The following is a 23,092-nucleotide window of genomic DNA, read 5'->3' as shown; positions in this document are numbered from 1 at the left end:
CATCGCTCGCTGCTAGCCTGTTGCGAGCATGCCAGTGGGGTGGGCAAACTGCCAGTAGTGAGGGCCGCGTGTTGGCTAATCGTGCGCCTTCGGCGGCGCCCTCCGCTGCATTGACGTACTTGCCTGCTACCGAGGAGCTGGATGAGCTTCACCAGAAGCCGACGCTGTGGCTCTGCTCAGCCGACGGCGTACAACGACCCCACAGGGTCGATGGTTTACTATTCGAGACGCGAATCGCAGCACAATTTACTCCTGTCTGGTACCGGCCAGGGGCATGAGTGGGGAGTACAGGGACAGTGTTGAAGAGGCAGCGCGCATTGACTTGCTGGGTGGGCGGGAACGATCTCAAAGCTGTTAACGACAGCGAGGTCGGGCCGATTTTGTCGACCCTGCGGGCTGCGTCCTTTGATCGTGTCGAGCTGCTTTGTTCTTACCCTGTCGAGCGGGTTGAGCCCTATCTGGCATGGTTGCGCGAGCGTGTCGATATACCGGTCGAGGCTCATTACGAATCTCTGAGCTCCCCAGTCCACTTCGGAGAAATCTACCAGGCCGCCAACAAGCATCTGGAGCACTTGTCCGCTTCCCGTGTCGATCTTTCGATTCTGCTCAGCCCAGGCACGCCTGCTATGCAGGCCGTGTGGATTCTTCTCGGCAAGACTCGCTATCCGGCCACTTTCTACCAATCCTCCCTCGAGCAGGGCGTACAGCAGGTTGAGGTACCATTCGAGATAGCCGCCGAGTACGTGCCCGCCGCCAATGGCATCACCAGCGACAAGCTACTGGAGCTGGCAGGGCAGGACGTTCCCGTCAACGCAGCCTTCGACAGCATTGTCACACAGAGCGAGCGTATGTTGACGCTTAAGGCTCAAGCGCAGGTCCTGGCACAGAAACAAGTACCGGTGCTGATCTACGGTGAAACCGGTACTGGCAAAGAGCTATTTGCCAGGGCTATCCACAACGCCGGTCCACGTTCTGCTGGCCCCTTCATTGCGGTCAACTGCGGGGCGATTGCGCCTGAACTCATCGACTCCACTCTATTTGGCCATAGAAAAGGTGCTTTCACCGGTGCGGTGGAGAATCGAGATGGGGTGTTCCAGCAAGCGCATGGCGGCACGCTGTTTCTGGATGAATTTGGTGAGCTGAAGCCGGACGTGCAGGTTCGCCTATTGCGAGTCCTCCAGGGAGGCACGCTCACGCCGGTTGGAGGCAGCCAGGAGTTAAAGGTCGACGTGCGGCTGATTACGGCTACCCACCGAAATCTGATGCAGGAGGTGGCTCAGGGGCGTTTCCGCGAAGACTTGTTCTATCGGATAGCTGTCGGAGTTCTTCATCTACCGCCTCTGCGGGAACGTGAAGGGGATCTGCTCCTGCTGGCAGATACGTTGCTGGAAAACCTCGCTGAGCAAGATTCCTCACTGGTTGGTAAGAAAATTTCCGCTGAAGCAAAAAAGCTTATTTTAAGGCACCCCTGGCGTGGCAATGTCCGGGAGCTTCAGTCCACATTGCTTCGATCTGCGCTGTGGTGCCAGGGCAGTGCTATCGGTGCGGCGGATATTGAGCAGGCGCTTTTCCAACTTCCGCAGGAGCAAGCCGACATCATGGCGCGCGATGTTTCGCAAGGTATTGATCTGCAAGAGGTTGTTGCTGAGGTCGCAGGGCATTACCTGCGCAAGGCACTCACTCTCACCGGGCACAACAAGACTCGCGCCGCCAGCCTGCTGGGCCTTAAAAGCCAGCAAACGCTGAGCAATTGGATGGACAAATACGGCATCGAATAAAAACTTGGCATGGTCCTCGCTGTTAGGACTGGCATGGACAGAATCGCCTATATGAAATCAGCCAACTTCGAATTCCTCCGTTCCGGCAACGAGTTGCTGGCAAACCTCGCGGGCCTGGCCGAAGCCGTATTGTTTATCGACCCGGGCAGCGCGCTGACTCGTCTGCGCAGCTTTGCCGAAGAGCTGACCAAAGCCATCTACAAGGAAGAGCTGCTGCCGCGCATGCCGCAGTCGACCTTCTACGATCTGGTGAAAAACCCGGTGTTTGTCGATTGCGTCAGCAAGCCTCTGGTTCATCAGATCAACTTTCTGCGTATTCAGGGCAACGACACTGCCCACGGTGCCGAAGGTGATCTGCGCAACGCACAGTTGGCGCTGAAGACTGCTCACCAACTGGCCATGTACATGGCCATCAAGTACTACGGCACTGCGCAGGCTGATATTCCGCCCTTTGCCGAGGTGCAGGATCCGACTGCAGAGCTGGCCAGCCTGCAGAAGACGGTTTCCAGCTACGAGAAGGAGCTCAATCAGCAGCAGGAAGAACTTCAACGTGTCATGGACAAGCTGGAGCAGGAGCGCACCCGCAATCTCGACAAGCTGGAGCCGCCGGCCAAGCCTGACCAGCAGAAGCGTCAGCAGCAGAGCCAGATGGTCGCTGACAGCCTGCAATGGAACGAGGCAAAGACTCGTACCCTGCTGATCGACGCCATGCTTCTGCAGGCCGGCTGGGATGTCAGCAACCCCGCTCAGGTCGGTCAGGAGGTGGAGGTCGACTTCCCGGATAACGCCTCCGGCAAGGGGCGTGCGGATTACGTGCTATGGGGTGACAACGGCCAGCCGCTGGCCGTGATCGAGGCCAAGAAATCCGGCAATGTCAGCCTGCAGGCCGGTCGTGAACAGGCCCGCATGTACGCCGACGGCTTCGAACGCATGGACATGCAACGCCCGGTGATCTTCTACAGCAACGGCTACGAAACCTTCATCTGGGACGACCAGCAATACAACACCTACCGCCCCGTCTACGGCCTCTACAGCAAGGACAGCCTCGAATACCTGATCTACCAGCGCCAGTACCGCATTGCCGAGGTTGAAAAGTACAACCCCGAGCTGAGCATTGCTGATCGCCCCTACCAGATCGAAGCGATCAAGACTGTCGCCGCGCACTTCCAAAAGCAGCGCCGCAAGGCCCTGATCATCCAGGCCACAGGCACCGGTAAAACCCGCGTGGCCATCGCCCTGGCCGAGCTGCTTCTGCGCACCAGTTGGGCCAAGCGCGTATTGTTCCTGTGTGATCGCAAGGAGCTGCGCGTACAGGCCGATGATGCCTTCAAGCAGAACCTGCCCAGCGAGCCGCGCTGCGTGATTGGCGAAACCAACAAGGTCGACCGGACCGCGCGCATCTATAACGCCACCTACCCGGGCATGATGAACCGCTTCGCCCAGCTCGACGTGGGCTTCTTCGACCTGATCATTGCCGATGAAAGCCACCGCAGCATCTACAACAAGTACCGCGACCTGTTCGACTATTTCGATGCGTTGCAGGTAGGCCTGACCGCCACCCCGGTGAAGTTCATCAGCCGCAACACCTTCGACATGTTCGACTGTGAAACCACCGACCCCACCTTCGAGTTCGGGCTGGATGCCGCCATCAACAACGAACCGCCCTACCTGGTGCCGTTCCGCGTACGCGACCTCACCACCGATTTTCTGCGCGATGGCATCCACTACAACGACCTGAGCGATGAGCAGAAGCGCCAACTCGAAGAAGATCTCGGTGAAGAGGAGGCCAAGCGCACCACCATCGCTGGCAAGGACATCGGCCGCAAGATCTTCAGTGAAGACACCGACCGCATCATCCTGGAGAACCTGATCAACAACGGCATCAAGGACGAAACCGGATCGCTGGTTGGCAAGACCATTATCTTTGCCCAGCGCCAGGACCACGCCGAGCATCTGGAAAAGCTCTTCTGCAAGCTCTATCCGCAATATGGCACCAAGGTCTGCAAGGTTATCCACAATGCCATTCCGCACGTGGACACCCTGATCAAGGAGTTCAAGAAGCCGGATAACGACTTCCGCATCGCCATCTCGGTGGACATGCTCGACACCGGCATCGATGTGCCCGAAGTGGTCAACCTGGTATTCGCCAAGCCGGTCAAATCCTGGGTCAAGTTCTGGCAGATGATCGGCCGTGGCACGCGCCTGCGCCCCAACCTGTTCGGCCTAGGCAAGGACAAGAGTGAATTCCTGATCTTCGACCACTACGGCAACTTCGACTACTTCGAGCAGGAGTATCAGGAGCCGGAGGACACTGGCGGCAAATCCCTCCTGCAAACCACCTTCGAGGCACGCGTGGAGCTGGCCCAGGCGGCGCTCAAGCATAACCATGCAGCCGCCTTCGATACCGCCATCGAGCTACTGCGGGCGGACATCAATGACCTGCCGGACACCAGCGTGGCCGTGAAACGCGAGTTGCGTGTCGTGCATCAGTTGCAGCAAACCGCGCTGCTGAAACAGTTCGATGCCAAAACCCAGCACCTGCTGACGGACAGTATCGCCCCGCTGATGTCTGCCCGGGTGCTGCGCGACAAACATGCCACCGCGCTGGACAAGCTGATCGCAGGCATTCAACGCTGCCTGGTCGAGCAGGCCAGTTGCTTTGAGGATGGCAAGATCACTCTGCTGGCCGAAGTGGACAAGCTCGCCGTTAACATCCAGGCCGTTCGCCAGAAGGATGCCATGATCGCTGAGGTACGCAGCGCCGAGTTCTGGCAACAACCCAGCATTGGCAAGCTGGAACATTCCCGCCAGGAACTGCGCGGCATCATGAAGTACCGGCAGACCGACACCGGGCCTGGCTATGGCATAGACACCACACGAACCACGGATGGCAACGTCCAGGGCGAAGAGCGTGTGGTGTATATCGCCGGCGCCAACGAGGCGATGATCTACCGCCGCCGCCTCAAGGACATTCTTGACGGCATGCTGGCCGCCAATCCAACCCTGCAGAAAATCCACAAGGGCGAGCCGATTGCCGAGCCAGAACTGAAGACGCTCACCTCGACCATCCTCACCAGCCATCCGGGCGTCAGCCTGGAAGTGCTCAACGAGTTCTACGGCCGTACCGCGGATCAGCTGCACCTTACCGTGCGCGAGATCATTGGCCTGGATGCGCAAGCCATCGAGGAGCATTTCAAGAGCTTCCTCCACGCCCACCCCAGCCTCACCGCCCAGCAGGTTCGCTTCATGAATCTGCTGAAGAACTACATCGCGCAACACGGCAGCATTGTCGTGGAGAAACTCTATGAGCCGCCGTTCGACAGTATTTCCCACGAGGGTATCGACGGCGTCTTCGCCCCCGAGGATGTCGGCGAGTTGGTTGCCGTGCTCAAGCCCTTCCTGCGCGGGGATGTCCCGCCAAGCAGTCACTAGGAGTGATCATGCAAGCTAGCCAATGGACGACAGAAATCATCGTGATCTGCGGGGTGCTTGCTATCGCCGCAGCGGTTATCGGCTATGTGATCGCCGCCCTGCGCCAGGGGAGGCTGCTCAGCCAGCTCAGCATGCAGCTTGAGCAAGCAGAGCAGGCCAGGGCGTCGACTGAGACTCAGCAGCAATCTCTGCAGATTCAGCTCAAGGCAGCAGAAGCACGCAGCCATGAGTTGCAGATCGAAGAGGGCAAGCTGAAGGCGCAGTTGCAAGCATCGGCCGATACCGCGGCACGTTTTTCTACGGAGCTGCATGAGCGTAAAGCGGTCGGATCAGACTTGCAGGTGAAACTGGACGAAGCTACCCGGCAACATCACGAGGCCGCCAAGCGTCTGGAGGCTGTACAAGTTGGCGCCCGGGGGCTCCAGGATCAGGTGACCGAATTGTGCCAGCGCCTCGACACCTCGACAACGACAAATGCTGCGTTGCAAGAGGAGCGTGACTCCCTCAAGGATGCCTTGGCGACTGAGGAAACTCGCGCGAAGGTGGCGGAAACCGCCGAGCGTGAAGCTCGCGAACAGCTCAACGAGATCAAGCAAAAGCTGGTCGAGCATGCACAGGCATTCGACGCTTTGCAGGCGCGTTATCAGTCGACGAGCAATGAGCATGCAGAGCTGGGGACCGCTCTGGACAAGAGCGAGAAGCAAGTGGCCGAGCTACGAGAGCGCCTGGCTCAGGCTCAAGCCACAAATGAACAGCTACACACGGATCGTGACCGTCTGAAAGACGGACTGGCGGATGAAGGCAAACGGGCCAAGGCCCTGGAAACTGCCGAGCGCGATGTGCGAAACCAACTTCTTGAAACCAAGGAAGCGCTTTCTCAGCAGGTGCGATCGTTCAACGAGTTGCAGGAGCGCCTGAGCACACTTTCGTCCGAGCACACCGAACTCAAGACCACCTTGCAGAAGCGCGAGGAGCATTTCCAGGAACAGATGGCGCAGTTGGCCGACACCCGCAAGTCGCTGACCCAGGAATTTGAGAACCTGGCCAACAAGATTTTCGAGGAGAAGGGCAAGACCTTCACCCAGACCAGCCAGACCAGTATCGATGGGATGCTCAAGCCTTTCCGCGAGCAGATCGAAGGCTTCCAGAAGCGCATCAACGAAGTTCACGACGCCTCGCTGCAAGGCAACACCAGCCTAAATGCCGAAATCAGGAAGGTGCTGGAAATCGGCCTGCAGATGAGCAAAGAGGCCAACAATCTGACCTCGGCCCTCAAGGGTGACTCCCAGCAGCGCGGTGCCTGGGGTGAGGCGCAGCTGCGTCGCACATTGGAAATGAGTGGCTTGATCGAAGAGGCGCACTATGAAGTGCAGAGCGCCTTCAAGGATGCCGAAGGCCGTTCCAGGCAGACCGACTACCTGATCAAGCTGCCCGACGGCAAACACATCATCATCGACAGCAAGGTTTCGCTGGTTGCATACGACCGCGCCGTGGCCGCCGAGTCGACGGAAGAGTGCCAACTGGCGATGGCCGAGCACGTCAAAGCCGTGCGTAAGCACATCGACGACCTTGCCTCCAAGGACTACACCAACCTCGTCGGTATGCGCAGCCCCAGTTTTGTGCTGATGTTCATGCCTATCGAGCCGGCCTATATCGAGGCCATGAAGCACAATAAGGACCTCTTCGAGTACGGCTACAAGAAAGGTATTGTGCTGGTCTCGCACACCACCCTGATTCCCATCCTACGCACTGTCTCCAACCTCTGGATGATCGAGCGCAGCAACGCCGAAGCGCGGGAAATCAGCGAGAAGGCGGGCGAGATCTACAACCAGGTCTGCACCGTGGCCGAGCGCCTCAGCAAGCTGGGCGGCACTCTCAACACCGTCAGCAACCACTACAACGACACCGTCAAGGCGCTGGCTGGCAAGCAAGGCCTCTACGGAAAGGTGGAGCGCTTCAACAAGCTCTCGGCCAAGGTCAGCAAGACCCTGCCAGCGCTGGAGCCCACCCACATGGACTTCGAGAGCGAGCGGCTCGCGCTGATCGTAGAGGCGCTCGAGGAAGCGCCGGAGCCAGCCGACGATCTGCCGCAACTGATCCAGAATCGTCACGAAGGCGAGCTGCTACCGCAGGCCTGACAACCCTTTTTTGAACGAGAGAAGTACCCCGAATGCTCACCGGCAAAATCCGCAACGATATCGACAAGCTCTGGGAAAAATTCTGGACTGGCGGCATCACCAACCCGCTGACCGTGATCGAGCAGATCAGCTACCTGATGTTTGCCCGTATGCTCGACATGCAGGAAGACGTGGCTGAGCGCAAAGCCAACCGCACCGGCAAGGCCTTCGACCGCCTGTTCCCCAACACACCGGAAGGCCAACTGCTGCGCTGGAAGAACTTCCGCAACATGAGCGGCAAGGAGCTGCACAAGCACCTCAAGCAAAACGTCTACCCCTTCTTCGCCAAGCTCGGTAGTGCTGAAGGCGAAGGCGGCGAGCGTGAAGGGCTCGGCCACATCAGCGAATACATGCAGGACGCCGACCTGGAGATCAAGAACGAGTCGGTGCTGGCCTCTGCCGTGGAAATGGTCAACGACTTGCCGCTGACCCAGAGCGACGTGAAGGGCGATATCTACGAATACCTGCTGAGCAAGCTCACCACCGCCGGCATCAACGGCCAGTTCCGCACACCGCGCCACATCATCGATGCGATGATCGAGCTGATTGCACCGCAGCCTACGGACGTAATTTGTGACCCGGCTTGCGGCACAGCGGGCTTTCTCGCCCGCACCATGGAATACCTCAACTGCGTGCATTCCAGTGAGGCCGGCATCTTCACCGATGAAGACGGCAATCAGCATTTCACCGGCGACCTGCTGGAGCCCTACCGCCAGCACATCAATACCCAGATGTTCTGGGGCTTCGACTTCGACACCACCATGCTGCGCGTCTCCAGCATGAACATGATGCTGCACGGCGTGAACGGCGCGCACATCCGCTACCAGGACTCCCTGAGCAAATCCATCAAGGAGCACTACCCGCGTCAAGAGCAGGACTTCTTCGACGTGGTGCTGGCCAACCCGCCGTTCAAAGGCAGCCTGGACGAAACCAATACCAACCCCGACGTGCTTGGCCTGGTGAAAACCAAGAAGACCGAGCTGCTGTTCGTCGCCCATATCCTCCGCTCGCTTAAGCTCGGTGGCCGCGCCGCCGTGATCGTGCCGGACGGTGTGCTGTTCGGCTCCTCCAAGGCTCACCAGCAACTGCGTCAGGAGCTGCTCGACAACAACCAGTTGGAAGGCATCGTTAGCCTGCCCAGTGGTGTGTTCAAACCCTACGCCGGCGTCAGCACTGCCATCCTGATTTTCACCAAGGGCGGCACTACCGAGCGCGTGTGGTTCTATGACCTGCAGGCCGACGGTTACTCGCTTGACGACAAGCGCACCGAGCTGAAAGGCGAGGGTAGCAACGACCTGCCCGATGCCATCGCCCAGTGGCATAAATACCGGCAGATGGTCGAGGGCAATCTCAGTGCCAGCACCATCAATACCCTGTTCGGCGACAAGCGCAAAAAGGCCTTTGTCGTGCCGGCCGAGGATATCGCCGACAACAAATACGACCTCTCCATTAACCGCTACAAGGAAGTGGAGTACCAGCAGGAACAGTTCGAAGACCCGAAAGTGATTCTGCAACGGCTAAAGGGGCTGGAGCAGGAGGTTCTGGCGGATCTGGATGAGCTGGAGGGGATGCTGTGATGCTCCGGGCAGATATCTTTCCCGAGCGCTGGGATGTGGTTCCGTTGGGTGAAGCTGTTACGTTTCTAGATAACATGCGTCGACCAGTTACGGCTTCTGACAGAGTCGCAGGCCCTTATCCTTACTACGGCGCCAACGGTATTCAGGGGACTATAGATGGTTTCATCTTTGACGAACCTTTGCTGTTGCTGGCCGAGGACGGTGGTAATTTTGGAAATCCAGATCGAGACATCGCGTATATAGCGGATGGGCGGTACTGGGTAAATAATCACGCGCACGTTATAAGGCCGAAGGCTTCGCTTGATCTAAGGTTTCTCTATCGCGTATTGCAGCGGTATGACGTAACTCCATTCATCAAAGGCGCGACTAGGGCTAAGTTGACTAAAGGGGATGCAAGTCTGATCCCTATCCCCCTCCCACCCCTGCCCGAACAAAAGCGCATCGCCGCCATCCTCGACAAGGCCGACGCCATCCGCCGCAAACGCCAGCAAGCCATCCAGCTCGCCGACAACTTCCTCCGCGCCGTGTTTCTGGAGATGTTCGGTGACCCGGTGACCAATCCGAAGGGGTGGGATGAATATGTGCTTAATGAAATTTCTGATATCCGCTCTGGCGTAACCAAAGGAAAGGCAGTTAAGCCAGAAGAAAGCGTGACGCGTCCTTATATGCGGGTTGCCAATGTTCAAGATGGTTATCTTGATCTGGCTGATGTGCAGCGGATTACCGTTTCCAAGAGGGATGCCGAGAAATGCTTGCTTCTGGAGGGCGATATTCTTCTGACGGAAGGCGGTGATCCAGATAAGTTGGGACGTGGTCATGTGTGGTGTGGTGAGGTTGAAGGGTGCTTACACCAGAATCACATTTTCTCGGTTAGGGTCAATGATAAAGAGCGTGTGCGCCCCGCTTTTCTTAGCGCGATTATTTCTTCTCCGAGGGGGAAGAGGTATTTCTTGAAGGTTGGGAAGCAAACTACGGGTATAGCAACAATTAATAAGTCAGTGCTCTCTGAGTTTGTGCCATTTGTCCCGCCTGTTGCGCTTCAAGATAAATATCTGGCTGTTGTCAAGCGCATTGGTGCTGTCAAGCAATCGCTCGCTGAAGGGGATGTTGAGTTATTCAGTTCGCTTTCTCAAAAGGCCTTTTCTGGTCAGCTATAGATAAGGAAATCCCCATGCGCCTTAAGTCCGTCAAACTCAGCCATTTTCGCGGCTACCGCGCCACCACCGTCATTCCTATCGACGAAGCCCTGACCGGCCTCTTGGCTCTGCTGGAAGCAGGCTGAGTCACGAGTGAGCGACAACCATTTAGATCATGCATGTAAGGAATTGATGTATGAGCAATAGCGAAAAACGGCCACTGATCAGAAGGCATATCGGGCTGGAGGAGCTGCTGCAGTTGGCGACGCCGGGTGAGCTGGTCGCCATTGGCGAGATTCTGCTGGATAAGGCCCATGACCGCCTGCTTGGCGATGATTCGGCGCGGCAGCGACTTGCTCAGTGCTTCGAGGCCGGCGAACTGTACAAGGTGGTCGACGAAATCGCTTTCGAGATCCGTGCGCTGGGCAGTGTCAGTCTGGCCAGCTTGTTGCGTCGAGGTGAACCGGTCAGTTACGACGAGGTAGTGCGGGATGTCGCTAGTGAGCTGAAGGCTGAATTCAGCAAGACAGATAGCACCTCGGCTATCGAGGAGAAGGTACTGGCAAAGCTGGTTGAGAAACTGGCCGAGCAGGCTGAGTCAGCAAAAGCGGAAAGCCAGGCGGGCAGTGGTTCGTGGTTGGGCCGGGCACGCCTTAATAAATCCTTCTCAGCTGTACTGGGGCCATTAGGCAAGCTGGGTATGGGCACTGCCGGCGGCGGCCTGCTGAGTGGTGCGCTGGGTTCGGTGGCTGCGGTCGGTTCAGTGGCGGCGGCGGGCATGTTGGCGGCGCTGCCGCTGACGGCGGTTGGTGCTGTCAGCGCAGGTGTTTGGGCATTCAACAACAAGAAAAGACCAGAGCTGGAAGGGCTGACCACGATTGTCGTTCACATCGCGCGAATCCGTGCTGGCGTTGTCGCTGCGGATCACGAGGATTTTGATAACCGTTTGAGGGCGTGTTTATGAGCGCTGAAATTCTTGTAAGAGCGCTTAGCTCTGCGCCGGAGATCCTTGAGGGTATCCGATCTGGGCTTTATACCGTTTGGGGTGGCGTTGTCAGGTATTCCGCAGGTAACCCTAAGGGCGGGCAAATCGTTGGCCATCTTCAGTTCCCGGGTGATGCAGTCCAGGCCTCAGAGCAGCTTGCCAAGCTTCAGCAGGCACTTAGTGACGCCCAGGAGTCCCTGGGTGTGCTGCAAAACCTGCAATACGCGAACCTGGCGTTGTCCGGGCTCAATCTGGCGGTTTCGGTTGCCGGCTTTGCCATCGTTTGCAAGAAGCTCAATGGCATTTCCGAGCAGTTGCAGCAACAGTCGGAAAAGCTCGACGTGTTGATTGAGATGGCCAGTGATGCCAAGGCGCGGGAGGAGTTGCGTGACAACGCGCGCTTCCGTGCCGCGCTCAAGACTGTTCGCCAATTTGCCGAGCAGGGCGATATTCAGGGGCTCAAGAGTCAGGTTGGTAATCTGCACGAGCAATACGAGATCACCAAGCTGACGTTGAGCCGAGCGACAACCGAAGTCACGAGAGAAGGCTTCGTTGAGTCCCTTGATGTGCTGCAGAGCCTGCAGCAACGCATGATGTACGTCGGCTTCCTGCAAGCATACGTACAGCAGCGCACTGCGGGTGAGAAGTACGCCATCGATACCCTGCGAGAGCTGCAGGAGGACTGGCTGCAGATCAGTACGGTGGTTGTCGAGGCCATTGCTGCCAATCAGGAGTGGGTCGAGCAATTGACCCAGGACGCAGGCGATAACGTCGTGTCTTTCCTAGAGTTCCGCAAGCAAGCTGCCCCTGCCATCGACTATCAGCTTGGCTTGTTGGAGTACGCCGCGAGTCATCCAGAAGCGGCCGAGTTGCTCAATGAAGAGGTCTCGGAGATTCGTTTTCTGGCGGCATGAAATAGCCGTTCTGACGATACAGAGGATAAAGGGAAGCGTTTGCGATGGCGTTGGATTTGAGCAAAACCCTGGTGGTGGGCATTTCCGCGACGGCTCTGTACGACATGAGCGAGTCCGATCAGATGTTCAAGGCTGCTTTGGAGGACGATCCGGAAAGCGTGATCGACAACTACCGCCGATATATGCAGGAGCGTGAGGACGAGCCGCTGGCACCGGGCACCGGTTATCACCTGGTTAAGGCGTTGCTCGATCTCAACCAGCATATGAAAGGTGGCGAGACCTCCCCACTGGTCGAGGTGGTGGTGATGTCGCGCAATAGCCCGGACACTGGCATCCGCGTGCTCAAGACTATTCGCCGTGACCTGTTGGCGATTACCCGCTCGGCCTTTACTGGCGGCGAGTCGGTGGCCGACTACATGGATGCCTTCGACGTCGACCTGTTCCTGACCACCAATGTGGAGGATGCACAAAAGGTCATCGACTCCCGGCAATGTGCCGCTGCTATCCTCAAGGCTCCACCGGCCAACGCCCCGCAAATCCCCGAGGGCCAGGTGCGCATCGCCTTCGACGGTGACGCGGTGCTGTTCTCCGACGCCAGTGAACTGGTTTACAAAACCCAGGGGCTGGACGCCTTCAAGGCCCAGGAAGATGCGCTGCAGCATACACCGATGGAAGAGGGCCCTTATGCCAGCCTGCTGATAAAGCTGGCCCGTCTGCAGGAGCGCCTGCCCACTGGCGGCAAGGATTCTCCGATCAGGATTGCCATTGTCACCGCCCGCAATTCGCCCTCTGAAATGCGAGTCATCAATACCCTGCGCGCCTGGGGCGTCTGCGTCGATGAGGCCTTTTTCCTGGGTGGCGTCGGCAAAGCAAAAGTGCTCAGCGCCTTCACTCCGCACATCTTTTTCGATGACCAAGATGTGCACTTGGAGGCCGCAGCCAATTTAGTACCATCTGGCAAAGTGCCATATCTAACCAAGTCTGGCTTAGCTATTAGCGATGCAGTGGAGTGGAAGCATTCATGATTGATCACACTACTCAGCTCTACAAACTGGCGAAAACCCCTTCAGGACGCCGGCTGTGGACATACATGGCAGCCATTCTTGAGGCCACGGAAATGGATAAAGGCAAGTCGTTTCCATTGAAGCGGTTCCTGAAAAACTTTCAGACTCATCTGGATGCAGGGCGAATCGAGCGAGTGCCCGAAGGCTACAGACTGACCTGCAGTGGGCAGGGCTATTTTCAAGATCGCTACCGGGGTGGGAATCCACAGTACGTTGAGCGCGCGGCGGTCGAGCAGATGATCAGCTCTATCCGCACCGGTTGCGGAGAGGGGGATTGGGTTCCGCTGACCTAAGGTGTGTGTTCATGGAGATTGGGAAGGGTAATTCCATCAGGGAGGGTTTTCATGTCGTACTCCGTAATCAAGTACTCGTCCTGGCTGGGTCGCTTTCTCCAGCGTCGTGGGCTTTCAGCGCCTGATCAGCGCGGACTCTATGCGTACCACTGCAGTCTCGAAGAGTACGGAGAGCTGCAGCATTTGCTCCGTGAGTTGGGGGGCTTTGATGCCGCGTTAAAGGACCCCGCAGCCTGTGCCTGTTTGGTGCTTTTTGGTTCGGAGTGGTATCGCCGTGAGTACCGCAGCGAGTATGCCTGGACCTGGGACCCGATCTGGAAAGCTTTGGGATTCAATCTGTCGCCGGGTGAGCTGAGCAAGGCCATTCCAAAAGGGTTGGAGGGGTATTGGAAACGTCCCCTTCATTTCTACGAAGCGGGTCATCGGGACTTTCTGGGGTCGCTGTTTGGTGAGGGGGGCTTGCCCTTTCAGGTATTGCGCGAGGGAGGCAGTCGCTTCCAGTCACTGTTTGACCGTTTGCTAAGGCAGTACGACCAGTGGCACCTGCTGGGGCTCAACACTCTCCAGCAGGTGGAGCAGCAACTGGAAAAGGCAAGCCTTCCTCAAGTGTTTGCCTCGCGTACGTCCGTGGAACTGATTGCGCGCATGGTCGATGAGCTTGTGGCTCTGGTACGGAATTATGGGTTGCCCCAGGTGGATGAGCCTGTTGCCCGCCTGGATGCGCTGAACCCCAAGTGGCGTGAATTGTTCCCTCTGCCTCTGGATAACGAGACTGGCAGCGAACTCCTCAATGGTCTTTTAAAGACTGCGACCATCGAGGGTAAAAAGCGACGCCGGGATGCTGCTGGATGGTCTTGCCGATACTTCTGGCATGAGGCCCAGCCTGATGTGCTCAAGGTTCAGGTCTCGATGCCGGAGGAGGTAGTGCTTCGTCTGACGACGCAGCCATCTACCACCCGTTTTGAGCTGGCCATTGTCGAAGATGGACAGGTGATTGCTGCGCTTGGACCCGGCTATGCGCTGGTCGACAATGGTGTCGCCCATATCCGGCTGCGCGTCCGTGAGGTGATTGGAAAGCGGCAGGATTGCAGTGCTCAACTGAGTCTGGTGGCTATGGCAGGCGGCATGCTGATCGCCACCCAGCCGATAGAGGGCAGTGCAGTGGCCCTTGGCGAAGTACCGTTGGGTTTCGAGCCAGTGAATGATCGCTGGCAGCTGTGCGGTCAGGCTTCATTCAATACGGCGGGTGAAGAGCTGCTGCTGGTGCTGCCAGACGGTGGCAAGTTGAACATGGCTGCAGAGGGCGAGGAAGCCATCTTCAGCGATATGGCATCGGCTTTTTCGCTGCATACGGTAAAGGTTCAGGGCAAGGCGCAGTTCCAGGTTGAGAGTGATGAACTCTACCGGATACGCACGGGACATGCGGCTGGTCTGGGCTTGGGGCTGGAACTGGCTGGTACCCAGATCGACTGGCCGACCAAGCCCGCGCTGACCTTTATCGGTCTGCCTCGTGTGCAGTGGCCGACCGTTGCCGGGGAACTGCAACAGCAGGGCGGTGACTTGTACGTTGCCGGCAAACAGCCGGGAAGCGGCTTGTTGCAGGATGTACTGGGTACCCAATATGTGTCGGTGCGCAACCGCAGCGGCGATGCCTTGCTACGCCGCCGGGTGGGCATCCTGCCGACGGATTTCCGTGTTGAGCTGCGCAGTGGTGAGAAACCGGGGCAGGGGAGCATTCTGGTGCATTCCCGGCAGCGCTGCCTGCTTCAGATTGTTGACGACAGTCTGCAGGTACAGCAGGTAAAGCATGAGGGTCACACCGAGCTTAGGCTCTTGGCAAAGGGCTTTCCTCTAGTCAGGGTCCGCCTTTCAGTTACCCCCAGCTTGATGGCTGACCCAGTGGAGATTGACCTGCCGTTTCCCAACTCGGGTTCTCTGGCCTTTGATGGCACAGGCAAACAGCTGAAGCGTGATCTCAGCGTCGACGACCTGTTGGGGGCGCGTTTGTATCTGTTTGGCCGGGCTGGCGCACCAACCCGCTTTAGCCTTGAGCTGACCCTCAGGGGTAGTGCGGCCAGGAATGCTTGTTACAGCTGGACCTACACGGCGGCCGAAAAGCCGCTGGAGATCAGTCTGTTCAATATCCGTGAACAGATTGTTGACCTGCTTTCGCTTCAGTCGGGAATCGATCAGGTCGTCGAGTTGCGGGTGTTCGGTAACGGTCAGGACGCCAGTTACCGCATCCGTAGGTATTCGACGGAGATGCAACTGGATCGCGACCGTCAGATGCTGTGTGCTGCCAATCTGCACGATGGCGCCGACGCCATTCCCGAACCGGTGTTGATGCTATTGCATGATCCTATGCGTAGCTCCATCGCGCTCAGTTCCCGCACCAGCGAAGGTGTGCCCACCGGCGACTTCGAGTTACCTATTGCTGTTGAAAGGGATGGTCCCTGGCTGGTGTTGCCCAAATCAGGCTCATCTGTGTCGTTCCGGCCGCTGTTTATCGCTGGTGGCTGGCAGTCTTTGGCGCCGAGCGATGGGATCCAGAGTCTGCAAAAGGCAGTGTTGACCTTCGATCACGCTTCACCTGTTAGCTCTTTCACGCCTGTGTTGGATGCCATGGCGGTTAACCCTATGCATAGCGGCTGGCAGTTTTTGCGGGCCTTGTATGAGGGGTACGGCTATCTGCCCCTGGCGACCTTCGAGGTCTGGAAGGCTCTGGTAGGGCACACCCGCGCGTTGGCGATGGCACTTTTCAAGTTTGAGATGGAAGCGAAATTCCTTGGTCGGCTGGAGGCTGAGTTTCCGATTTTCTGGGAGTTTCTTCCCATTGCAGAAATCCACCTTGCGGCCAAGCGCTTCGCTGCATTCCTTAAGGTGAAAGGGGTCGCTGAGGAAGCCATTGATGCTCTGATCGGACGAATGTTTTCGCGATTGGGGGAAACCTATCCAGCCTACGGGCAGAGTGTGCAGCGCTTCCTTTCAGGCAAGCCTGTTGGCCCAGAGATCAAGGTGCCGCTAGCGACTTTCAAGAGTGTCCTGCATGGCTGGTACCTTGAGTTGATTCGCGAGCGCAGTGAGGCAAAGTGGCCGGAGTTCGGCGGCGAGCGGCTGGTACGTTGGCACAGCAGCCAAGGCGGCTCGGTGATTGCCTTCAGGTCGGAAATGGATTACCGCAATGCGGTGCTCTATCTACCGGTATTCGCCGCTGCGGTCGCCTGTGGCAAGGCTCGGTTCACGGATGTGTTTGTGGACGGCGTCGAGGCGATTTTCTTCTTGCGCCAGGTCCGCGATTTCGATTCGAAGTGGTTCAACTCGATCTATCAATATTGCTTGTTGAACAGCGTTATGGATATGCAGAAGGCAGAGTCGGTTAATGGATAAGTATTTCTCTGGGCTAGTCGAGCAGGCGCTTTCCCGTACCACTGAGTCCACCTTGAGTATCTTGAGCATTACCGATCCGGGCTTGCGTGAGCACCTGGGATGTCTGATGCGCGCAGAGTGCGGTAAAGAGGGTGCGTTCCTGGCGCCGCCCTTGTTCGAGCAGACCTTCGGCTGGGAAGAGTCGGCGTTCACCATGGAGCAACTGGCGAGCAAGGAGCACTTGCTGAGCAAGGAGATCGTGGCCTCGCTCGATGGTAAGGCGAATGGGCGTTACCGCTTTGGCGCGAGTTGGAAGCCCTTCACCCACCAGTTGGCCAGTTGGCGCTCATTGCTAGAGAAGAAGCATTCGGTGGTCGTTACCAGTGGTACCGGCTCGGGTAAGACCGAATGCTTTATGGTGCCGGTGCTGGAGGATCTTTATCGCGAGTACCGTGATGCAGGTCGTCAGCCGCTGATCGGGGTTCGGGCGCTGTTCCTGTATCCACTTAACGCCCTGATCAACTCGCAGCGCGAACGTTTGAATGCCTGGACTCAGAGCTTTGGAAGCGGCATTCGCTATTGCCTGTACAACGGCAACACACCGGAGTTGCAGGCGAAGGTGCGCAGCGAGCAGAGCCAAAAGCCTAACGAAATTCTGTCGCGCGAGCTGATGCGTACGCAACCGGCGCCCATTCTGGTCACCAACGGTACCATGCTCGAATACATAATGGTGCGCCAGGTCGATGCGCCCATCGTAAGAGTCTCCAGAGAGCAGAAATCGCTGCGCTGGATTGTTCTGGACGAGGCTCACACTTACGTGGGTTCCCAGGCGGCTGAATTGGCATTGCAGCTGCGACGGGTAATGACAGCCTTCGGCGTTACGCCTAAGGATGTCCGCTTTGTGGCGACCTCTGCGACTATTGCCGGTGAGGACGCTGCAGGACAGTTGAAGCAGTTTCTCTCGGATCTGTCGGGGGTGCCGGTTACGCAGATTGATGTCTGGGGGGGGAACCGGGTCATTCCTCCTCTTGCCCCCTGTCAACAAACGCTGGTTGCTCTGGATACGCTCCAGTCCATGCCGCCTGTAATTGCGGACGATCCAGAGGTTCATCCGGATCGATACGAGGCCCTGGTGCATTCTCCGCAAGCCCGAGCACTGAGAAATCTGCTGGTGACCACCCCCAAGCCGTTGAAGCTAACCGAGATGGTCAGCCAGATGCGTCAGGAGGGTGGATGGTCGCTGTCGCAAGACGAAATACTGCGTTGGTTGGATGTCTGTTCAGGCACTCGTCCTTCAGCCAGTGAGCCGGCGTTTCTGAAGCTGCGGGCGCACTTCTTCCAACGCACTACTCACGGGTTATGGGCCTGCTTTGACAAGTGCTGCTCAGCAAAGTCGGGAACGGCGCTGCAACAAAACTGGCCCTTTGGTTATGTCTACGCCAATCAGAGGCAAATCTGCAGCTGTGGCAGTCCGGTATTCGAGTTGGTGTTCTGCAATGACTGCAATGAGCCGCATCTGCTGGCGCGAGATAAGAATGGAAAGCTCATCCAGTGGGAAAGCTCTGGTGGCGATGAATTTTCCCTGCAGACTGAAACACCTGTTGAGGAGGATGCAGGGGTTGGTGGGTCAGGGGTACTTTCAGCCAAGACACCGCTGGTGCTTTGCTCGTTCGAGAATGCCGGCAGCGCATACATCCCCGTTGAGGTCGATAAGTTCGCTGGTTCCTTCGCACCTGTTTCAGCTGAACGGGTACGGCTTGGGGTTAGAGATCTTGATGCTAAGTGCAGCCGTAATAGCTGTAGATCGAGTGGACTGCATGGGAATTCTCCTTTCCGCCGCGCAATGCTGGGCGGACCCTTCTATGTAGCCAATGCCGTGCCGACAGTTCTTGAATACTGTCAAGACTATCAAGAGGAAGATCAGACGCCGGAACACGGTCCGCAGTCTCTGCCTGGTAGAGGCCGTCGGCTTATTACCTTCACGGACAGCCGTCAGGGCACGGCGCGCATGGCTGTACGTATGCAACAGGAGGCGGAGCGCAGCAGGTTGCGCGGACTTGTCGTGGAGATTTTGAGCTGGCACCAGCGGAGCCAGGTCACCTCTCAGGTAGATTCCAGCAGCATTGATCCGTCGGTCTTGAAACAATTAATCGCCAAGGCGAAAGAGGAGGTGGAGCTATACCGCAGCGTTGGTATTCGGGAGGAAGTCAGGGTTGCGGAGGAAAAAGTTACACGGTTTACGGCCATGCTAGCTTCAGCAACTGGAGCGAAAGTTAGGCCGACGCTAGTTTCTCTAGCCTGGACGGAGCTCGCCAATGAGCTCAAGCAGAAGGCTGACCTGAAAGGCTCGATGCTGCTTTACAACAAATATCAGAAGCCCGAGGTCTTCCGGGACAATGATGGCCCCTACAAGCTGGCGGAGATGTTGCTATTCCGCGAGTTTATGCGCCGCCCGAAACGGCAGAACAGTCTTGAAACCCAAGGGCTGGTGAAGATCGGATACGTTGGTATGGATAAGGTCCAGGAAGTGCCGGCGTACTGGGGGCAGAAAGGTCTGACGCTCGATGATTGGCGTGACTTCCTAAAGGTGGCGCTGGACTTTCATGTTCGGGAGAACAGCTATATTCAGGTCGAAGAGGGCTGGTTGAGCTGGATCGGTAGCCGCTTTTCTGCCAAGAGTCTGCGTAATCCCGAGTCGAAAGAAGCGGATGAGATCCGGGTCAAGCGCTGGCCTCAGATCCGCAATGGCAACCATTCCCAGCGCCTCATCAAACTATTGTTGCTTGGTGCTGGTTTGAACCCGGCTAACACGGCCGACGTTGATCTGGTCAATGCCTGGCTAAGAGCCGCCTGGTTGCAGTTGGCCAGACCGGGCTCAGCGCTGAAGGCTGACGAAAACCGGTACTATCTACCCAGAGAGCACATGCTGTTCTCGTTGGTTGACCGAGCCTATGTCTGCCCGGTTACCAACAAGCTATTGGATACCACCTTCAAAGGCTTTACGCCTTACCTCCCCGTTCACCTGGATTTCTCTCAGTTGACTGAAGAGCAGCGCAAGAGCTATCAGGCAGCGCCGGTTGAGCTACCTGACCTGTGGGAGTTTGACCGTTCTCAGGACGATTATGCGCCGGGACTTGTGCGAGTTAGAGACCAGATGGCGAATGATCGTCTTGTAAGCGATCTGCGAGCACGGAACCTGTGGACGGATATCAATGATCGGGCAGTGGAGGGGGGCTTCTATTACCGAACAGCGGAGCACTCGGCCCAGCAGTCTTCTGAACGCCTCGGCTCCTATGAAGAGATGTTCAAGAAGGGACAGCTCAACGTTCTGAACTGCTCCACCACCATGGAGATGGGCGTAGATATTGGCGGTATTTCTGCTGTGGTCATGAACAATGTACCGCCGCACCCGGCCAACTACCTGCAGCGTGCCGGTCGCGCGGGGCGAAGCAAGGAATCCAGGGCGATTACCTACACGCTTTGCAAGAACAACCCGCATGATCAACAGGTTTTCGCCAATCCGAGTTGGCCGTTCGAGACCAGGATCCCCGCGCCAGTGGTGGCATTGAACTCCGAGCGACTCGTACAACGGCACATCAACTCACTGCTGTTGGCGGACTTCCTCTGCAATGTGGTCGGGCCTACTCAGACTGAGAAAACCAGTCTGAATACACAGTGGTTCTACGACGATGAGCACGGTCTCTCACAATGTGACCGATTCATTGAGCGGCTGGGACAGGTTGTCTCCGATCTGGATGAAGCGCTCAAGGACTTGGTGAAAGGCACAGCTCTGGTCGGTGTGGACCCGACTCAGCTGCGCCGTCGTTCAATCGATTCGATCAAGCCGCTGCAGAGTCGTTGGCTGAAGAGCTATCGCTTCTTACTTTCTGAGGAGAAGCACGCGAAAGCCAACAGCCCCTATCTGAAGCGTCTCCAGATTGAAAAGGCTCGCCACTGCAATGAGTACCTGTTGCGGGATCTTGCTGCGCGTACCTTCCTGCCTGGTTATGGCTTCCCTACCGACGTGGTGAACTTCGATAACTTCACGATTGAGGATTACATCCGCGAGCAGGACGCAGGGAAAAAGTTGAAGCATGATCGCGAGGACAACGTATCCCGCTACAAGGGGCTGCCTTCACGCAATCTGTCGATTGCCATTCGCGAGTACGCTCCTGGTGCAGAAATCGTTCTGGATGGCCGGGTGTTCAGGTCTGCCGGCGTTTCCCTGTACTGGCATAACCTCAATGCTGATAGCAAAGAAGCGCAGAAAATGGACATTGCGTGGCGTTGCGATGTCTGTGGCGCTCTGGACTATGAGGAGGGGTTGATAAAGACCGATGAGCTGACTTGCAGCAATGTCGACTGTCAGTCACTGATCAAGCCCCAAAACATTCGCAAGGTCCTGCAGCCCTCTGGTTTTGTCACCGATGCTTATGAGTCGGCCTCCAATGACATCCAGCATCAGAAATTCATCCCAGTTGAAGCCGCCTGGGTTTTCGTCAACGCCAACAAGACTCCATTGCCAAACCCGGCGGTTGGGGCAATGGCTTATGGTGCGGATGGAAAGGTCTTCCATCACAGCTCGGGCGAGCACGGAACAGGTTATGCCTTGTGCATGAGTTGTGGCCGAGCTGAGTCCATGCAGCCGGATAGCGGGTTCCCGCGAGACCTGTCTCCGTCTGGCGAGCACTATCCGCCGCGCCCGACCAAAGAGGACAAAGATCAGAACAACAAGCGCCTTCCCTGCCAGGGTAGCGGGAGCATTCTTCCTAGTGTGAGCCTCGGCGCTGTAGCTATTACTGATGTGTTTGAACTCACCTTGCACCATCCCGTGCGCGGGGAGTTCATTGCAGACTCAGCACAGGGAAGTGCAATTGCCATGACGCTAGCAGTGGCTTTGCGGGCTGCGCTGGCCGAGATACTGGGCGTATCGGCTTCCGAATTGGGTTATGCAACTCGGCCAAGCAAACTGCCAAGTGGACAGTCCATTCGCGTCCTTCAGCTTTTCGATGTAATCAGCGGTGGCGCAGGTTTTGCCACTAGCGCGCCGCTGCATGTCGAGGAGCTGCTGCGGGGGATGGTGAAGAAGCTCGATTGCAAGCATTGTGAAACTGGCTGTAGTGAGTGCCTGTTGGACTCCCAAACACGGCATGACCACGACAAGCTGGATCGCAAGGTAGCGCTCGACTGGCTGGGCCCAGACTTCATTCATCACGTGGGTTTGACCGCCGAGAATAAACTTTCCTTTGCCGATGGCCAGTATGCGCCTGGCAGTATTGAGAGCGTTCTGCGCCGGCTGATCAATGAGGGTGCAGAGAGAATTACTCTGGTGACCTCTGGTGATGTGGCAGATTGGGATCTTCTTGCTCCACAGTTCCGTAAGGCGATTCAGACCTATGTTCTGGCCGATGAGCTGACTGTTGATCTGCTTGTCCCGGCAGGTATCACTGATGAGTTTCTTGTGCAGGATATCCAGCGCCTGTCGGACCTTGGAGTAAGCGTCGGGAATGCTATTACTGAGCTAGGTGAGCATCTCGTTGCCCAAGTGTTTAAAGAGGGCGAGGTTGTCACGCTGGCCTCGCGCAGCCTCGTGGCAACTGTTCCAGGCCGTAGCTGGCATCAAAGTGATGAGCTAGTCGTACTCTCGAAGAGTCAGCCGGAGTTTGGCTGGCAGGCGATGGACCTTTCCAGTGCAGCGAGCGACTCCTTCGGCAAGGTAGCGATCGTCGACATATCAATCCACGAGGAACTCAATGGGTCGCTGCTGCAATTCGGTGAGCGTTTCTGGGAGCTGCTTGGCGCTCGAGATCAGCAAGTTGCTGACGTGATTGCGACTGCGAAGATCAACAGGCTGACCTACTCAGATCGTTACATTCAGAACCCCGCGGTAGTTACGATCCTGGGTGCGGTTCTGAAAGATCTGAAGAGCCGCATTTCTGCGGATGCGGTTGTGCAGGTGAAGACGCTATTCAAATCAGGTCGGCTGCAAGGTCGTAAAGCCTTCGACGACTGGGCCAATCAGGACGATTTCGAGTTCTTTTCACGCAATTGGCTGTCGGCAATGGCTGGACATCAAGTTGAGCTGATTGTGGAGTTGTCGAATCGCGATATCCCTCATCACCGTAGGTTAGAGCTTGAATTTGAAGACGGCAGGACGCTGAAGGTCAGGTTCGACCAGGGGGTCGCCTATTGGCAGGTTCGCTTCAGTTCGCATAGCGACATGTGGTTTGACTTTAACTTGGCTGTCCAAGATCAGCTAATGCACATGGCCAGAGTGGTTGAAACGGCTCGGATACAAAACTCTGAGCAGAAGTGGGCGACGGACGTGCTGGTGGAGCTAAAGGCCTGATAAGAATATTATTTTAGGATG

Annotated in this window: 11 protein-coding genes; all 11 read left to right on the top strand. The window is 57.1% G+C overall.

The features are described 5' to 3' along the window. Window positions 1-296: 296 nt before the first annotated feature. The 11 genes from CHC02_RS08615 (at window position 297) to CHC02_RS08560 (ending at window position 23,071) form a co-directional block, all read left to right on the top strand. A complete protein-coding gene (locus tag CHC02_RS08615; protein WP_089391067.1) occupies window positions 297-1,778 on the top strand; it encodes a sigma-54 interaction domain-containing protein in 1,482 nt (493 codons plus the stop codon). Between the two features lie 51 nt (window positions 1,779-1,829). Further along, complete coding sequence (locus tag CHC02_RS08610; RefSeq protein ID WP_089391066.1) at window positions 1,830-5,210, top strand: DEAD/DEAH box helicase family protein; 3,381 nt, start codon at window positions 1,830-1,832, stop codon at window positions 5,208-5,210. An 8-nt stretch (window positions 5,211-5,218) separates the two neighbouring features. Further along, window positions 5,219-7,348, top strand: a complete 2,130-nt coding sequence (locus CHC02_RS08600; RefSeq protein ID WP_244161003.1) for a DNA recombination protein RmuC — start codon at window positions 5,219-5,221, stop codon at window positions 7,346-7,348. A 32-nt stretch (window positions 7,349-7,380) separates the two neighbouring features. Further along, window positions 7,381-8,964 carry a type I restriction-modification system subunit M gene (locus CHC02_RS08595; protein WP_089391064.1) on the top strand — a complete coding sequence of 528 codons (1,584 nt, stop codon included), beginning with the start codon at window positions 7,381-7,383 and terminating at the stop codon, window positions 8,962-8,964. Further along, entirely contained in the window at window positions 8,964-10,121 is a 1,158-nt protein-coding gene (locus CHC02_RS08590; RefSeq protein WP_089391063.1) for a restriction endonuclease subunit S, read from the top strand. The genes CHC02_RS08595 and CHC02_RS08590 overlap by 1 nt, the downstream gene beginning before the upstream one ends. Before the next feature lie 175 nt (window positions 10,122-10,296). Then, window positions 10,297-11,064 (top strand): hypothetical protein, encoded by a 768-nt coding sequence (locus tag CHC02_RS08585; protein ID WP_089391062.1) that lies wholly within the window; start codon window positions 10,297-10,299, stop codon window positions 11,062-11,064. Continuing rightward, window positions 11,061-11,999: a hypothetical protein gene (locus CHC02_RS08580; protein WP_089391061.1), complete on the top strand. Its 939-nt coding sequence runs from the start codon at window positions 11,061-11,063 to the stop codon at window positions 11,997-11,999. Before CHC02_RS08585 ends, CHC02_RS08580 begins: the two co-directional genes overlap by 4 nt. A 56-nt stretch (window positions 12,000-12,055) precedes the next feature. Further along, entirely contained in the window at window positions 12,056-13,024 is a 969-nt protein-coding gene (locus CHC02_RS08575) for a 5'-nucleotidase (protein ID WP_244161002.1), read from the top strand. After that, window positions 13,021-13,356 (top strand): hypothetical protein, encoded by a 336-nt coding sequence (locus tag CHC02_RS08570; protein ID WP_176450312.1) that lies wholly within the window; start codon window positions 13,021-13,023, stop codon window positions 13,354-13,356. The genes CHC02_RS08575 and CHC02_RS08570 overlap by 4 nt, the downstream gene beginning before the upstream one ends. A 51-nt stretch (window positions 13,357-13,407) precedes the next feature. Further along, a complete protein-coding gene (locus CHC02_RS08565; protein WP_089391059.1) occupies window positions 13,408-16,743 on the top strand; it encodes an STY4851/ECs_5259 family protein in 3,336 nt (1,111 codons plus the stop codon). 151 nt (window positions 16,744-16,894) lie between these two features. Further along, window positions 16,895-23,071, top strand: a complete 6,177-nt coding sequence (locus CHC02_RS08560; protein ID WP_244161001.1) for a DEAD/DEAH box helicase — start codon at window positions 16,895-16,897, stop codon at window positions 23,069-23,071. The last annotated feature ends 21 nt before the right edge of the window (window positions 23,072-23,092 follow it).

The sequence above is a fragment of the Pseudomonas delhiensis genome, assembly GCF_900187975.1.
Classification (GTDB): domain Bacteria; phylum Pseudomonadota; class Gammaproteobacteria; order Pseudomonadales; family Pseudomonadaceae; genus Pseudomonas; species Pseudomonas delhiensis.
This window is presented reverse-complemented; position numbering and strand designations above follow the sequence as displayed.

Coding starts and splice junctions, on each gene's coding strand:
- CHC02_RS08610 (WP_089391066.1), top strand. CDS start 1,830: ATGAAATCAGCCAACTTCGAATTCCTCCGTTCCGGCAACGAGTTGCTG.
- CHC02_RS08600 (WP_244161003.1), top strand. CDS start 5,219: ATGCAAGCTAGCCAATGGACGACAGAAATCATCGTGATCTGCGGGGTG.
- CHC02_RS08595 (WP_089391064.1), top strand. CDS start 7,381: ATGCTCACCGGCAAAATCCGCAACGATATCGACAAGCTCTGGGAAAAA.
- CHC02_RS08590 (WP_089391063.1), top strand. CDS start 8,964: ATGCTCCGGGCAGATATCTTTCCCGAGCGCTGGGATGTGGTTCCGTTG.
- CHC02_RS08585 (WP_089391062.1), top strand. CDS start 10,297: ATGAGCAATAGCGAAAAACGGCCACTGATCAGAAGGCATATCGGGCTG.
- CHC02_RS08580 (WP_089391061.1), top strand. CDS start 11,061: ATGAGCGCTGAAATTCTTGTAAGAGCGCTTAGCTCTGCGCCGGAGATC.
- CHC02_RS08570 (WP_176450312.1), top strand. CDS start 13,021: ATGATTGATCACACTACTCAGCTCTACAAACTGGCGAAAACCCCTTCA.
- CHC02_RS08565 (WP_089391059.1), top strand. CDS start 13,408: ATGTCGTACTCCGTAATCAAGTACTCGTCCTGGCTGGGTCGCTTTCTC.